This window comes from Methylophilus sp. 13 (assembly GCF_015354335.1).
Lineage (GTDB): Bacteria > Pseudomonadota > Gammaproteobacteria > Burkholderiales > Methylophilaceae > Methylophilus > Methylophilus glucosoxydans.
This window is the reverse complement of the sequence record NZ_JADKYR010000001.1, coordinates 401,319-416,127: the sequence shown is the minus strand read 5'-3', so window position 1 is coordinate 416,127 and position 14,809 is coordinate 401,319. Positions and strand designations below refer to the sequence as shown.

17 protein-coding genes are annotated in these 14,809 nt (G+C 51.6%); 8 read left to right on the top strand and 9 right to left on the bottom strand.

The features are described from left to right. Positions 1-184: 184 nt before the first annotated feature. The 7 genes from mutS to INP77_RS01900 all read left to right on the top strand — a co-directional run bounded on the left by mutS (position 185) and on the right by INP77_RS01900 (position 6,928). Positions 185-2,731, top strand: coding sequence for a DNA mismatch repair protein MutS (gene mutS, locus INP77_RS01930; RefSeq protein WP_194747008.1), 2,547 nt, complete (start codon positions 185-187; stop codon positions 2,729-2,731). A 10-nt stretch (positions 2,732-2,741) separates the two neighbouring features. Beyond that, positions 2,742-3,341 carry a nitroreductase family protein gene (locus INP77_RS01925; protein ID WP_194747007.1) on the top strand — a complete coding sequence of 200 codons (600 nt, stop codon included), beginning with the start codon at positions 2,742-2,744 and terminating at the stop codon, positions 3,339-3,341. Between the two features lie 94 nt (positions 3,342-3,435). Beyond that, positions 3,436-3,804, top strand: coding sequence for a co-chaperone YbbN (locus INP77_RS01920; protein ID WP_194747006.1), 369 nt, complete (start codon positions 3,436-3,438; stop codon positions 3,802-3,804). A 295-nt stretch (positions 3,805-4,099) separates the two neighbouring features. Then, positions 4,100-4,696, top strand: a complete 597-nt coding sequence (locus INP77_RS01915) for a hypothetical protein (protein WP_194747005.1) — start codon at positions 4,100-4,102, stop codon at positions 4,694-4,696. 234 nt (positions 4,697-4,930) lie between these two features. Continuing rightward, positions 4,931-5,383, top strand: coding sequence for a DUF4262 domain-containing protein (locus tag INP77_RS01910; RefSeq protein WP_194747004.1), 453 nt, complete (start codon positions 4,931-4,933; stop codon positions 5,381-5,383). 97 nt (positions 5,384-5,480) lie between these two features. Then, the gene (locus tag INP77_RS01905) at positions 5,481-6,335 is read left to right on the top strand and encodes an AbiJ-NTD4 domain-containing protein (RefSeq protein ID WP_194747003.1); all 855 of its coding nucleotides are present in this window, start codon (positions 5,481-5,483) and stop codon (positions 6,333-6,335) included. 53 nt (positions 6,336-6,388) lie between these two features. Next, positions 6,389-6,928 (top strand): hypothetical protein, encoded by a 540-nt coding sequence (locus tag INP77_RS01900; RefSeq protein ID WP_194747002.1) that lies wholly within the window; start codon positions 6,389-6,391, stop codon positions 6,926-6,928. 125 nt (positions 6,929-7,053) lie between these two features. Here INP77_RS01900 and INP77_RS01895 read toward each other — a convergent pair whose 3' ends face one another. Next, positions 7,054-7,518: an Lrp/AsnC family transcriptional regulator gene (locus INP77_RS01895; RefSeq protein ID WP_194747001.1), complete on the bottom strand. Its 465-nt coding sequence runs from the start codon at positions 7,516-7,518 to the stop codon at positions 7,054-7,056. Positions 7,519-7,682: 164 nt separating this feature from the next. Here INP77_RS01895 and leuA point away from each other — a divergent pair, with 164 nt between their 5' ends. After that, positions 7,683-9,377: a 2-isopropylmalate synthase gene (gene leuA, locus INP77_RS01890; RefSeq protein WP_194747000.1), complete on the top strand. Its 1,695-nt coding sequence runs from the start codon at positions 7,683-7,685 to the stop codon at positions 9,375-9,377. A 46-nt stretch (positions 9,378-9,423) separates the two neighbouring features. On the opposite strand, the gene INP77_RS01885 is transcribed toward leuA, so the two are convergent. The 8 genes from INP77_RS01885 to INP77_RS01850 form a co-directional block, all read right to left on the bottom strand. After that, on the bottom strand, positions 9,424-9,771 hold the full coding sequence (locus INP77_RS01885; protein ID WP_194746999.1) for a hypothetical protein: 348 nt from the start codon (positions 9,769-9,771) through the stop codon (positions 9,424-9,426). Between the two features lie 72 nt (positions 9,772-9,843). After that, positions 9,844-10,731, bottom strand: coding sequence for a peptidoglycan DD-metalloendopeptidase family protein (locus INP77_RS01880; protein ID WP_194746998.1), 888 nt, complete (start codon positions 10,729-10,731; stop codon positions 9,844-9,846). Beyond that, positions 10,728-11,402: a protein-L-isoaspartate(D-aspartate) O-methyltransferase gene (locus INP77_RS01875; RefSeq protein ID WP_194746997.1), complete on the bottom strand. Its 675-nt coding sequence runs from the start codon at positions 11,400-11,402 to the stop codon at positions 10,728-10,730. The genes INP77_RS01880 and INP77_RS01875 overlap by 4 nt, the downstream gene beginning before the upstream one ends. A gap of 20 nt (positions 11,403-11,422) precedes the next feature. Then, positions 11,423-12,172, bottom strand: a complete 750-nt coding sequence (gene surE, locus INP77_RS01870) for a 5'/3'-nucleotidase SurE (RefSeq protein ID WP_194746996.1) — start codon at positions 12,170-12,172, stop codon at positions 11,423-11,425. A gap of 96 nt (positions 12,173-12,268) precedes the next feature. Beyond that, positions 12,269-12,631, bottom strand: a complete 363-nt coding sequence (locus tag INP77_RS01865) for a DUF2069 domain-containing protein (RefSeq protein ID WP_194746995.1) — start codon at positions 12,629-12,631, stop codon at positions 12,269-12,271. Continuing rightward, positions 12,628-13,368 carry a HugZ family protein gene (locus tag INP77_RS01860; RefSeq protein WP_228518645.1) on the bottom strand — a complete coding sequence of 247 codons (741 nt, stop codon included), beginning with the start codon at positions 13,366-13,368 and terminating at the stop codon, positions 12,628-12,630. The genes INP77_RS01865 and INP77_RS01860 overlap by 4 nt, the downstream gene beginning before the upstream one ends. 23 nt (positions 13,369-13,391) lie before the next feature. Next, positions 13,392-13,982 carry an NAD(P)H:quinone oxidoreductase gene (gene wrbA / locus INP77_RS01855; RefSeq protein ID WP_194746994.1) on the bottom strand — a complete coding sequence of 197 codons (591 nt, stop codon included), beginning with the start codon at positions 13,980-13,982 and terminating at the stop codon, positions 13,392-13,394. Next, on the bottom strand, positions 13,979-14,797 hold the full coding sequence (locus INP77_RS01850; RefSeq protein ID WP_194746993.1) for an NYN domain-containing protein: 819 nt from the start codon (positions 14,795-14,797) through the stop codon (positions 13,979-13,981). The genes wrbA and INP77_RS01850 overlap by 4 nt, the downstream gene beginning before the upstream one ends. Positions 14,798-14,809 lie beyond the last annotated feature (12 nt).

Here is a 14,809-nt window from a genome sequence, read left to right as displayed (position 1 = left end):
CGACAACCCGCATCAAGGTTGTTCTCCTCGCTTGAAACAATGACTTTTTTATAGATCTATTGGTCACGGTTGTATTCGTCATGCTCGCTGGCAGCGCACATGATCATCCTGCATCCTTTTGTTGTAAGATGCCAAGGCTAAACACACTTATTCACTCAACCCATACTCGCACTGATTTATCCGCATGTCCTTCGAAAACCACACCCCCATGATGCGTCAATACCTGACGCTTAAAGCACAGTATCCCGATATGCTGCTGTTTTACCGCATGGGTGATTTTTACGAACTGTTTTTTGAGGATGCAGAAAAGGCAGCCCGTTTGTTGGGGATTACCTTAACTCGCCGCGGTGCCAGCAATGGCGAGCCGATCAAGATGGCCGGACTGCCTTACCATGCGGCCGAGCAGTATCTGGCCAAGCTGGCAAAAATGGGCGAGGCAGTGGCTATTTGCGAGCAGGTGGGCGATCCGGCGACCTCAAAAGGGCCGGTGGCGCGCGAAGTGACGCGCATCCTGACGCCGGGCACACTGACGGATGCGGCCTTGCTGGATGAAACCCGCGATAACACTTTGCTCTGCGTAGCCAGGGGCGAGGGTATATTGGGGTTAGCACGGCTCAATCTGGCCTCAGGCGAGTTTGTTTTGACTGAAATTGCACCAGGACACTTGCCGCAGGAGCTGGAGCGCATCCACCCGGCTGAGTTGGTCATGGCTGAGGATCATAATGCTGAGGCCTTGCAGCATGCACGTTGCGCCAAAAAACGGCTTGCCCCCTGGCAATTTGACCTGGAAACGGCCAACCGCAGTTTGACCCAGCAATTCAATACGCATGATCTGGCCGGGTTTGGTTGTGGCGAGATGCCCGCGGCCGTGACGGCGGCGGGGGCCTTGCTGGAGTATGTGAAACATACGCAGCGCACGGCCTTGCCGCATATTGTCGGCTTGCGTGTCGAGCAGAGCCATCATTACCTGCAACTCGATGCGGCCACCCGGCGCAATCTGGAAATCGATACCACCATACGCGGTGAGACTTCTCCCACTTTGTATTCGTTGCTGAACTCGACGCAAACCGCCATGGGTGCGCGTTTGTTGCGGCATTGGTTGCATCATCCTTTGCGTAACCAGCAGACCATCCAGCAGCGGCATCTGGCAGTCGCCGAGTTATTTGAACAGTTTTTGGATAGCGCGTTGCAACAAGCCTTGCATCCGGTGGGCGACATTGAGCGCATGACTGCACGCGTGGCGCTCAAGTCGGCCAGACCGCGCGATTTGTCTGGTCTGCGCGATAGCTTGTTGCAGCTGCCGGCGCTGGTCAGCGTCTTGCCGCGGACACAATCCGGCTTGTTGCAGAGTCTGATCGCCGAATTGCAGGTACCTGCCGAGGCTTTGCAGATATTGGTACAGGCGATTCAAGCTGAGCCGTCTGCCGTGTTGCGTGAGGGCGGTGTGATTGCGACGGGGTACGATGCCGAGCTCGATGAGTTGCGGGCGATCCAGACCGATCACGGCGATTTTCTGTTGCAATTTGAGGCCGCTGAAAAAGCCCGTACTGGCATTACCAACCTCAAGGTGGAATACAACAGCGTGCATGGGTTTTACATTGAAATCAGTCGCTTACATGCAGAAAGTGCGCCCGCGGAATATCGTCGCCGCCAGACCTTGAAAAACGTAGAGCGCTTTATCACGCCCGAGTTAAAAGCGTTTGAGGATAAAGTGTTGAGCGCCAATGAGCGTGCGCTGGCACGTGAAAAAATGCTGTATGAACAGGTGTTAGAGGCTTTACTGCCGCACATCGCCCAGTTGCAGCGCATCGCCACTGCCGTGGCGACCTTAGATGTGCTGGCCTGTTTTGCCGAGCGCGCACGGTCGCTCAATTATGTGCAGCCGCAATTCCGCGCAGAGAATGGCCTGGATATCCAGGGTGGGCGGCATCCGGTGGTCGAGAGTATCGCGCAGCCCTATGTAGCCAATGATGTCGTGCTCAATCCCTATCGGCAGTTATTGCTGATCACCGGCCCCAACATGGGCGGTAAATCTACCTTTATGCGGCAAACGGCCTTGATTGTGTTGCTGGCCTACTGCGGCAGCTTTGTGCCTGCCCAAAGCGCAATGATTGGTGAGATAGACCGTATTTTTACCCGTATCGGCGCCTCAGACGATCTGGCAGGCGGGCGCTCCACGTTTATGGTGGAAATGACGGAGACGGCAAATATCCTGAATAATGCCACCGCAAACAGCCTGGTATTACTGGATGAAATCGGCCGTGGGACCAGTACCTTTGATGGCTTGAGCCTGGCTTGGGCGGTGGCCAAACAACTGCTCGAAAAAAACAAGTCACTGACTCTGTTTGCCACCCATTATTTTGAGCTGACGCGCATTGTCGATGAAGCCAAGCATGCCGCCAGCGTCCATCTGGATGCGGTTGAGCATGGTCAGGGCATCGTCTTTTTGCATAAAGTTGAAGAGGGCGCTGCGACCATGAGCTATGGTATACAGGTGGCGCAACTGGCAGGTATTCCCAAATCGGTAGTGAATTTGGCCAAACGCAAATTGCAACAACTCGAAAACCAGACCATTGCAGCGACACCGCAAAACGATTTGTTTGCCAGTGCCGTGCCCCCCGAGGAACCGCCTGCCCATCCGGTGGTCGCAGAATTGGAACGCATACAGCCTGACGACCTGACACCGAAGCAGGCGCTAGAGTTACTTTATCAATTGAAAAAACAACTGTGAGGATTTCACCATGCAAAAGCCAGCCATTACCCAGCAGCCTATACACGATTTGATTGCCAACCGTTGGAGTGGCCGCGCCTATGATGCCAGCCAAGGCGTGAGTCAAGAGCAAGTCATCAGCCTGCTAGAAGCAGCCCGCTGGGCGCCTTCCTGCTTTGGCGACCAACCCTGGCGCTACGTGGTTTGCAACAAGGCGGATAACCTGCAAGCCTGGCAAGCAGCATTTGATTGCCTGGTGCCTGGCAACCAGAGCTGGGCTGTGAACGCACCGGTGTTGTTACTGATTTGTGCCGATACCCTGTTTGGCCATAACGACAAACCCAACAAATGGGCACCATACGATACTGGCGCTGCTACTGAAAATCTGTGCCTGCAAGCTACCGCACTTGGCCTGATGGCGCACCAGATGGGCGGTTTTGATGCCGACAAAGCCAGAGCGACCTTCAACGTGCCTGAGCGCTACCAGATTCTGGCCATGGTCACCGTCGGCTACCAGGCGGATGTTGAAAGCCTCACGGGTGAAACCAAAGAGCGTGAAACCGCAGCGCGTAGCCGTAAACCGCTCAATGAGCTGTTTTTCAATGGTCAATGGGACCAAAGCATTGTTTAAACTTTGCGCGATTGCAGCAAAAGCGGTTAGCGAGCCTGCCATCCTCTGCTAAAATGCTGGCGATAAAAATATAATTGAACGGATTGGAGATCATATGGCAGTCGTTACGCTGACCAAAGCAAATTTTAAAGAAACCATCGAGAATCATCCATTCGTGATTGTCGATTTCTGGGCGCCTTGGTGTGATCCCTGTGTTGCCTTTACGCCCACCTTCGAGGCTGCGGCAGCAAAAAATCCAGACATCGTGTTTGGCATGGTCAATACCGAAACCGACCCTGAAATTTCTGATTATTTTGAGGTCAAGCAGATTCCTGGCTTGCTGGTTGTGCGTGAGCGCGCCGGCATACACGCACAAGTCGGCGAGATTGGCGCGCCAGCGCTGGACGAGATTATCAAATGGGCAAGAGAGTTTGATATGACGCCAGTGCGCGAGTACTACAAGGCGGAAGACGCCAAGCAGTAATTGGTGAGTTTGCCTAAGTTTAAAAAGCCGTGCTGAGCATGGCTTTTTGCTTTTCTGAGACGATTAATTTTGTATGTCGCAGTTAAAGTTGAAAGTTTGCCCCTATAGGCTACAATCACTGAAATAGTAACGCTATATCTCTAGATTAATAATCTAAATATAGGGTATGCAAAACAACAAGAATAAGAAAGAGAAAGGGATTCGAGCCATGTCTATCCATTATACAATTCATAATATAGAGACCCATGGGTCTCTATGCTTACTGATATGCATCTCCCAATAGGTTAGCTAATTAATGGTGAACACCAACAACTTCAAAATCGTGTGGTGGGCAATTCTAGTGATTGCTCTAGGTGGTTATCTCTACCTAAGGCAAGACCAACTTGTTGGCGGGAGTCCAACTTATTTCGACGTAGTTGTGTTCTTGGTGTGGATGGCGGTTTGCCTTGCTCCCATCTTCAAGGACGTGAAGCTATTCGGTCTCGAACTCAAGCAAGACATTGAACAGCTTAAAAAAGACATCTCACATCAATTGGCACTCATGAAGGTTGAGCTTCAATCGTCGATTGACATTTCTTCATCCAATACCAGTCATGTACACATCAACAGCGGAGCGCCGATCCCTGCTAACGATGCGGAAATACCAGATATAAAACAGCAAATCGGGGAAACCCTGAGAGAGTTTGGTATTAGTGTAGGTAAGACAGCTCAACCCGAGTTGCAGTTTGCGCATGACATTCAAAAAGAGAGCATTGATCTATTCAAGGTTCGCCTTTCCTTTGAACGGCTTATCAATGAGTACTCTCGTTTGAATGGCATCGACCCACGCCGTTATCCAATGCATATGGTCTGCGCTAGCTCCAGAAAAACGAAAAGCTTTCACCAAACGTAATTAATGGAGTTCTAGAGGTTATGGCTATTTGCAACTATGCCGTCCATGGGGAAACGGTTTCTGAGAACCAAATTGCTTTTGTCTTGGATTCAGCGCCTGGTCTGTATGCAGCACTTAAGAAGGAGCTTCAATCAAATGCATAACATGGCGCTCAACCTCGCTCCCTTCGGTCGCTGGACGCTGCTTGATAAAGCCGCGCAGCGCCGGTTAGCTCTACGTTAGCGAGCAATAGCCATGGATGCTGCCGAGAAACAAGCATTGGAAAACATTGAGCGATATGGATGTCATATTCTTCATATTATGGCAGAGGGAGAATCGCCGCCGTTTTCCTACACAGTCGGAATACAACGCGCATCTAACGCACCAGAACTTATAGTTATAGGCCTCAAACAACCAATTGCCCATTTCATTTTGAACGAATACAATCGCCGTGTTCGCGAAGGCGAGCGTTTCTCCGACGGGCAGTTTTCAAGCGGTTTCCTAGAAGGATTTGACTGCCTCTTTCGAGAGGTAGATAGTGTAAATTATCGAGAATATCTTGGTTGGGGTAACTGGTTTTATGGGCGTGAGAGCTTCAAAACTCTTCAACTGATCTATCCAAACACAAGTGGGGTATGGCCTTGGCAGTCTGAAGCTGATCAATGGTTTAAGTCATGGCAGCCAAGTCTGGCAGCAGAGCCACGTTAATGAAAAATCCCGCTAATAGCCTGCTCCAATCGACCATCAAAAAATTACCCTTTTTGTCTTCGGCTGACCTTTCAAGTTAGCCCAGAAGGAATGAGTCGTGAAATTTTCCGAAAGGTATGGCTACAAAAAAATCCGAGAACTCGTCCAGATAGATTCGATTGACGAGCCACTTCGGAACGCGCTTTGGAGTTTGCTAAAGATACATGTATGGGATCATGTGTACTATACCTCTGGCGTGTATGGTGGCTACTATCTATCTAACGAATCCAATCGTGACCTTCATGTGTTGTGCGAGCGAATGTGGTTCAACTACTTCAAAAAACCCTTAGACCAACTCGATAGTAAATGGACAAAGGTGCTTGAGCAACTACGCACCTACTTTTTTCAATGCGAGTGGTACGAGGTGTACGACTTCATTGAATTCGTCGCAAACAACTACAAGAGGAATACCTTCCGTGACGCCTTTATTCAAAGCTGTAATAAGGTCTTGGAAAAGGAGGTCTCAGCATATCGCTTCCTTGATGGACTGATATCGCGTATCACAGAGCAAGATCAGTTAGAGGAGATAGAACTTGCACTTGCTAAAACTCGTGGTCCAGTTCAGATGCACCTTCGGCGCGCACTGGAACTTCTATCAAACAGAGATGAGCCCGATTACCGCAACTCGATAAAGGAGTCCATCTCTGCTGTTGAAGGGCTTGTGGCAAAGACGGTGGGTGCAGAGAAAGGCACCCTCGGTCAGCTAATCAAGAAGCTGGAGGATGAGATTGACTTGCACCCGGCATTGAGAACAGCGTTCAGTAGCCTCTATGGCTACACAAATGACGAAGGCGGTATCCGCCATGCAATCCTTGAATCAAAAACAATTGGATTCGAGGATGCAAAATTTTTTCTTGTAGTTTGTTCCGCATTTGTTAACTACGTCGAGGCGAAAGTTGCGACTGCGAGCTAACAACGTGCTTCAAGGAGTGCACCACAAGCGGCGAGCCTCTGAGCTTTAAAGTTATGAATAAGCTGTCCACTTTTATCATTGTCCCCTTAGTGTTGGTATCATGCTCAAGTCCTCCCTCGACCGAGGCGTTGGCAGCAAAATACTCAGTTGCACCTGAGGCATTTGAAGTGCTCAAAAAGATGATCACTGATGATACTGGTGAGAAAGAGTGCTTTGTTGTAGGTCTCGATAATATCGGTGAGTATTGGGAGTACAACGGTGAATGGACTCGCAACAGTGATTACAAAACAAGGTTATCACTTTCAGAGGTTCTCAAAGTGGTAGGTTTAACTGAAAAGCGATATGGGGAATACAAAAAATTATTTGCAAAAACAAGCTCGGAGAGAGTTAAGTTTTGCCATGCTCTAGAATATGCGCCAGAAGAGGTAAATGTCTTGGTTTATCGTGCCGGCTTATCAGTTTCTGGCTGCAGTGGTGAAATCAATTGGCGACACGAACCCTTGCCTTCGTCAACTGGAAAAAAAGAAGAGGGTGATTTTTCAGAAATCACACCGTTAGGCAATGGTTGGTATTTGGATTACCAATGCAATTAAGTAGACACATCGACCTAGTTTTTAGGGGATGTTAAATGGCTAGAACAATCAAACAATCATATTTGATTCATTGATTTTGATGAATGAACAAATGAATTTTTTATATAGCTCTCCTTCTTCGAGAGTCATTCCACGGGCACTTTCGCCCGAGCCACCACATTTCTCAATACAAAACTCGTATGCACCCCGGTGACACCTGCAATCTTGGTGATTTTATGCAGTAGCAGGTGTTGGTAGTCGTCCATGTCTTTCACCACCACTTTTAGCAAGTAGTCAGACTGCTGGCCGGTGATTAGCAGGCATTCCAGCACTTCGGGGATTTGCGTAATGCTGCTTTCAAAATTGGCGAAGCGTTCTGGTGTGTGTTGATCCATCGAAATTCCGATGAGTGCCATCAGGCTCAGGCCTAGTTTTTTAGCGTCGACCAGCGCTTGATAGCCGAGAATTAGCCCGGCTTGTTCGAGGGCTTTTACCCGGCGCAGGCAGGGTGCAGGGGAGAGGCCAATACGGTCGGCGAGGTCCTGGTTGCTGATATGGCCTTCGGTTTGCAGGATGTTTAAAATGGCTTTGTCAAAACGGTCTAATTTCATAGTTATTTCATTTAAGATTTTAATATTGAAATAATATTACAAAATATTTTATTTAATTGAAATATTATTTTTAATTAATGCGTTTTTTGATTGAATTAGCAATTTAATTTTTTGCAAAGTCTTTATCATGTGTCTTGTCAAAAACATCTCTTCTGGAGCACAACATGCAGACACAATCCGCACATAAATATCAGGCTTTTCCTCCCGTTCATCTCCCGGACCGCCAATGGCCGAATGCGGTGATCACGCAACCGCCGATCTGGATGAGTACCGATCTGCGCGATGGTAATCAGTCGCTGTTTGAGCCGATGGATGCGGATAAAAAGCGCCGTATGTTCAAGATGCTGTGCCAGATGGGCTTTAAGGAAATTGAAGTGGCGTTTCCTTCGGCCTCGCAAACCGATTTCAACTTTGTGCGTAGCCTGATTGAAGAAAGGCAGATTCCCGAGGATGTGACGATTGAGGTACTGACGCAGGCACGCGAGCCTCTGATCCGCCGTACGATGGAGTCCGTCCGTGGCGCGCGTCGGGTGATTGTGCATGTGTATAACGCGATTTCGCCGACGTTTAGGGACGTGGTGTTCAACATGACTAAGGATGAGGTGAAGGCGATGGCAGTAGAGGCGGTGCGGCTGGTGAAAGCACTGGCCGCCGAGATGCCTGAGACCGAAGTCGTGATGCAATATAGCCCGGAGACGTTCACGGCGACCGAGCTTGAATTTTCCAAAGAGGTGTGTGATGCAGTCACCGAGGTCTGGGAGGCAACGCCTGACCGCAAGATCATTATCAACCTGCCGGCGACGGTGGAAGTGGCCACGCCGAATGTGTATGCCGACCAGATTGAGTGGATGCATAGACATCTGGCGCATCGCGACAGCGTGATTCTGAGCCTGCATCCGCACAATGACCGCGGCACGGCGGTTGCGGCCACCGAACTGGGCATCATGGCTGGAGCGGATCGCGTGGAAGGCTGCCTGTTTGGGCATGGGGAACGCACGGGCAACGTGGATCTGGTGACGGTGGCGCTGAATATGTATTCGCAAGGTGTGCATCCTGGCCTGGATTTTTCTGAGATTGATGCGATTGGCCGGACGGTGGAAGAGTGTACGCAGATTGAGATTCACCCGCGCCACCCTTATGCGGGCGATCTGGTGTTTACTGCGTTTTCTGGGTCGCATCAGGATGCGATTAAAAAGGGATTCGCGGCAAGGCAGTCGCTGCCCGCCGATGCGCCCTGGAATATGCCTTACCTGCCGATAGACCCCAAGGATGTGGGTCGCAATTATGATTCGATTATCCGGGTGAATAGCCAGTCAGGCAAAGGTGGCGTGGCTTATCTGCTGGAGAGTCATTATGGGGTGGTAATGCCCAGACGCATGCAGGTCGAATTTTCTGCCGTGGTGCAGCAATATACCGACCAACACGGCAGCGAGGTGGGGCCTGAGACTCTGTGGCAGCTGTTTAATGCTCACTATGTGTCTACGGTGATGCCTATGCATATGCAGGACTATCAGCTGGAGAGTCATGCCCAGGGCCAGGCGATCCGCATGCATATGGCAGTCAATGGCGTGCCCGCCATCGCCAGTGGGCAAGGCAACGGGCCGGTGGATGCGGCGATTCATGCCCTGCAACATATGGGCATTGAGGTACAGGTACGCAGTTTTGAAGAGCGTTCGCTAGGGGCCAGCCCGTCTGCTGGCGAGGCAATGGCCTGCGCGTTTGTCGAGGTCGCGTGTCAGGGCAAGGTATGTTACGGCGTGGGGATGGATACCAATATCGTCACTGCTTCGATCAAGGCCATTTTTAGTGGTATGAACCGTTGCCATGTGCAGGCCGGTAGCCTTCGCAAAACGGCTTGATCTGGTTGGGCCTTGATTTGGTTGGGGCTTAGGCGCTAGCAGGCGTCTACCAATGCCCTGTGGTTAGCAGTTGGTAGATAAAATAAGCGCCTAACAGCATCATGACATAAACAGGAAAGTCACTGGCTGAGCGGCGCTGATGGTTGCTCAGGTGGCTGATATAGCGGTGAAACACAAACAGGGCCAGCAGGGTGAGGACCGCTAGCACCACATTCATCGGACTGGCCATCAGCCATTGCAACCAGTCAGTCGGGCGTGACTCACTGCTGAATAGATGGACAGCGATCCCGACCAGGCCGCAAAGCACCAGGCCTAGCGTCAGCACCGCCTGCAGGATTTTCCATCCGCTGTCTGGTCGGATATCGCGGTTTTTGCTGTAGCGGTTGGGGTCCATACCAGCTCCTTTGCTGAGTGCACCTGCATGGTTTAACCTGCCAGCGGTCGAGGCATGCCGACCGTGCTTGGCTTAATGGCTGCTGGCGGTGGCCGGCGTACTCGGTAAATACGTGGCCGGGTCTACCGGTTTGCCTTTTTGCCGGATTTCAAAATGCAGCACAGGCAGTTTGTTATTGGCCGGGGCGGGCAAGGTGGCAAGTTTTTCACCTTGGGTCACAAACACGCCCTCTTTGACCAGCGAGTTGCCCTGGTGCGCATAGACAGAGAGCAGGTTGCTGTTGTGTTTGACGATAATCAGCTTGCCATAGCCACGCACATCCATGCCGCTATAAATTACTTTACCCGCGCCCGCGGCATTGACTGCCTGACCGGCGCTCCCCGTGATGTTCAAGCCTTTATTGGTTTGTACGTCAAACCCTGCACTCACTTTGCCTGCCAACGGCCACTGCCATTGAATGTCGCTGTCGTTGATGGCTTCGAGGTCTAAGGGGGCTGCGGATTTTTCGCCCTCTGTGGTGGCCTGCAGCGCCGGTGCGGCATTGGCCGTGCTTGCGGCCTCAGAGGTCGCATTCATGTCTGGTCTGCTGATCGCCGAGGTGACGACTTCAGCATCATCCGCGCCTGCGGGATCGGTGGCTTTGTTATTCGTTGCGCTGGTGCCGCTTTTTGCGGTCAGGTTGAGGACTTGGCCGACATGAATCTCATACGGCGCTTGCAGCTGGTTGAACTCGGCCAGCTTTATGAACGGGATGCCAAATTTGCGGCCGATACTGTAGAGCGTATCGCCTTTTTGTACCAGGTACTGATTTGCCCCCACGCTGACCGGCGCAGCCGGTTTGCTCTCTGGCGCAGGTGACACGCTGGTGACCACCGGTGCGCGCGGCATGGGAGAGTTGAGGGCACAGGCAGCAAGTGTACAGGCGGTTCCGCACGCGGTCAGCAAGGTGCGTAGATTCATGATAAAGCAGTGCCTCCTAGCAATGGGACAAACTTCACGGATTCCAGCGCGGTTTGCTGAATTCCCTGGGCGGTGCGTTCAATTAAATGCAGTACCTGGTCGGTAGTGCCGACCGGGATGACCATGCGGCCACCGACGGCTAATTGTTCGACCAGCTCAGGCGGCACATGGCTGGCCGCCGCGGTGACCATAATGGCATCAAACGGGCCATAATCCTTGAGTCCCAAGCTGCCATCGGCGTGGTCCAGTTTGACATTGGTACATTTCAAGGTGCGCAGATGGTTTCTGGCTTTCATCACCAGCGGCCGGATGCGTTCCAGTGAGTAGACGTCGGTGCTCACGCGCGACAATACTGCGGTCTGGTAGCCGCAGCCCGTGCCAATCTCAAGCACTTTGTTCAATGGTTTGCCATTGCGCAGAATTTGCGTCATTTTGGCCACGATATACGGTTGCGAAATGGTCTGACCGTAACCAATCGGCAATGAAACGTCTTCATAGGCGCGGATAGACAGCGCTTCATCGACGAAGATATGGCGAGGAATCTCTGCCATGGCCGCTATGACCACTTCATCCTGAATGCCTTGCTCACGCAGGCGCGTCAACATGCGCTCGCGTGTCCGCGAAGAGGTCATTCCGATACCGGTTTTGTGTGATGTTCTTGGAATCGCCATGTCACTGAATTCTTGATGACTTATTGCTTGCTTTGCAGCCATTGCTGCAGGGTGGCAATTTGAGAGTGTTTGGTTAAATCTACCTGTATGGGTGAAATGGAGACATAGCCATCGGCCACGGCGTGAAAGTCAGTCCCTTCACCGCCGTCATTCGGCTGGCCCGCGGCACCTACCCAGTAAACGGTTTCGCCTCTGGGGGTTTGCAGTTGAATGACGGGTTCTGCCTTGTGACGTTTACCCAGTCGCGTGATTTTTTTACCTTTGATGGCTTCAAACGGTACATCTGGCACATTGATGTTTAACAAGGTTGGCTCGGTAAACTCGCTGTGGTTGTATTGCTGGACCAGGTCCACCACGATCTTGGCCGCCGTTTCAAAGTGCAGTGCCTGATGTTGCGACATCGAAATGGCAAAAGAAGGAATGCCCAGTAAATACCCCTCAGTCGCTGCAGCTACGGTGCCAGAGTAAATGGTATCGTCGCCCATATTGGCACCGTCATTGATACCGCTGATCACCATGTCCGGCATTTCCTGCATGAGGCCGGTCAGGGCAATGTGTACGCAGTCGGTGGGGGTGCCATTGACATAAAAAAAGCCATTGGCGGCTTGTTTGACACTTAAAGGTCTGTCCAGGGTGAGTGAGTTGCTGGCACCACTGCGGTTACGCTCGGGAGCGACCACGGTGATCTCGGCTATTTTGCTCAAATGCGCGGCCAGGACATTGAGGCCGGGCGCAAGATAGCCATCGTCATTAGATAACAGGATTTTCATGCCCGATATTATATAAGGTTTAGCGGGCTTGTCAGCGTGGATTCAACAAAGAATTTACAGCAAAAATGGCCAAGCCAGGCGGTGAGGCAATGTTGGTCAAGCGGCCTGATAGCGGCTACCGCTAAATTTGGCATAGGTGACGACGCTGGCAAAAAACAATGCGCTGAAGATGACCTCTGCCAGCGCCAGCCAATGGCTGAGCCCCGTTTCTGACCATGTCCGCACCACGCCCTCGGTAAAGTAAAACAGAATCAGCATACCTGACCATTGGTAGGTATAGCGCTTGCCACGCAAAATGCCAAATAACGGGCCCAACAGCGGCAAGACTTTTAAAAACAGCAAGCTGCCACCAGCCCGCAAGGGCGCCCATAAAATCTCCCACCCCAGACACAATACAATCAGCGCAATCAAGCTGACGCTGGCGACCCAGCGACTGACCATCAACCAGCGCGCGATCATGCTTTGCACGCTTGAGACAAGGCTACCAGGGCTTTGCGCGCATCCATGGCGTTCAATACCGGCTGCTCAAAGGCAAACCGCAATAACCCTTGTGTTTCTTCACCCTGATGATATTGCACATCAAACCCTTCAGCATCCAGGCCTATCATTTCTGCATGGTCGGCGGTGATGTCATGAACATGTTTGCAATACTGTAGCAGGCTATCCTTGTGGTCCTCGTTCATATGGGCGACGATGCCCGCTTCTTGCGCGGCGAGCATGCTCTCGCCCAGTCCTTCGTTGAGCGCCGAGCCTTCAAACCAGCCCATGCGGCCAAAGCCGGCAATGTAGCGCACATGCTCCACCTGAATGCGGTAAAAATGAAAGTCATGCATATCAAAGTAGCTGGCTGCCTGTGGCAAATAGCGCAGGTAGCGGGCGCGCAAATCGGCATCCTGCTTGTCGCAAGGCATGGCTTCACCCATCAATGTCAGGCGCGCGTTGGCTTGCAAGTCTTCAGCCCCGGAAAACACCAGTAAAGAGACTTTGGCGTTTTCGAGAATATTTTTGGTATGTTCGGCAATCGTGCTGATCAGAACCACGGGTTCTGCCTGCTGGTTGCAGACAAACGGTGCCACCGAGCCAAACGGAAAGCCGGGATACTTCATCGAATGCGTCGACAAAATGGCATGACGGGTTGAAAACAAGAATTGACGGGCTTCACGAGCCAATGATTTCGGGATGGGTGCATCAGACATACTTAAAGTTCCCTAAAAAACGATTATTGCAATTTGAGCGCTGTGTGGGCCAGACGTTTGCCCAAGGCCAGACATAATTTCTTCTCATCGTCAGACAAGGGCTGATCATCCATCGCGCCGCCGATATGACTGGCACCATACGGGGTGCCACCGGTTTTAGTCGTCCCCAATTGCGGCTCGGAATATGGCAAGCCCATCAATAGCATGCCATGGTGCAGCAGCGGGATCATCATGGTCATCAAAGTCATTTCATTGCCGCCGTGCATGGAGCCACTGGAGGTGAACACGGCCGCCGGTTTGCCAATCAGCGCGCCTTTGAGCCAGAGCCCGGAGGTGCCATCGAGAAAATATTTCATTGGGGCAGCCATGTTGCCAAACCGTGTTGGGCTGCCGAGTGCCAGTCCGGCACATTCTTCGAGATCTTGCAGTGTGGCATAGGGCGCCCCACTGCTTGGGATCTCGGGCTCGGTGGCCTCACAGGTGGCCGAGATTTTGGGCACTGTGCGCAGCCGTGCCTTGGCACCGGGTACGCTCTCTACGCCGCGGGCAATCTGTTGTGCCAGCTCGCGCACGGCACCGCCTTGAGAGTAATAAAGAATCAGAATTTCTGTCATTTTTTTCGTTTGTCTTTAACGTGCTGCTTTTTGTGATCCAGCTCAAACAGCCCGATGGATTGAATCAACTCGCTAAATTTAGCATATCCATAGTTTCTGGAGTCAAACGCAGAATAGTTTTTAATCATATGTTTTTTGACCTCACTGAGGTTGGCAAAGCCATCATCTTCCGAAAGCGCTTCTATGGCGGATCGCGTCAGGGACACCAGCTTGGCATCCATGGCCAGTTGTTGTGAGGTTTTCTTGACGGTCGGGCTTAGCAACAACGGTTCAGCGGTTGCCGTTGCTTGCTTGCTCAGCGTATCTGCTTTGTCCGCAGTGCTCTTGTCCATGATCGCGGCTGATTCATCGGTATCGGCTTTTTTGTCTTGGGAAAGAATCTCGATAAACACAAAGCGGTTACAGGCGGCTCGCAATGATTCGGGCGTTTTGGCCTCACCAAAGCCATATACCGATTTGCCTGACTCACGGAAGCGGATCGCCAGCCTGGTAAAGTCACTGTCACTCGACACGATGCAGACGCCATCCAGCGGTGCGGTATACAGTAAATCCATCGCATCAATAATGAGGGCGCTGTCTGTGGCGTTTTTACCCTTGGTGTTGGCATATTGCTGCATGGGCTGGGCATGCTTGGGCAGCACTTCTTTCCAGCGGCTCAGTTGGTGTTGCGTCCAGTCACCATAAATGCGGCGGATGCTGGCATCACCAAATTTGGAAATTTCTTCAAACAGCGCATCAATGATGGGGATGACGTTAAACGTGTTGTCCGCATCAATCAGCACCGCTAATCTCGGGTTGGGTTTATCTGTATGCATGCGTCAGTCAGC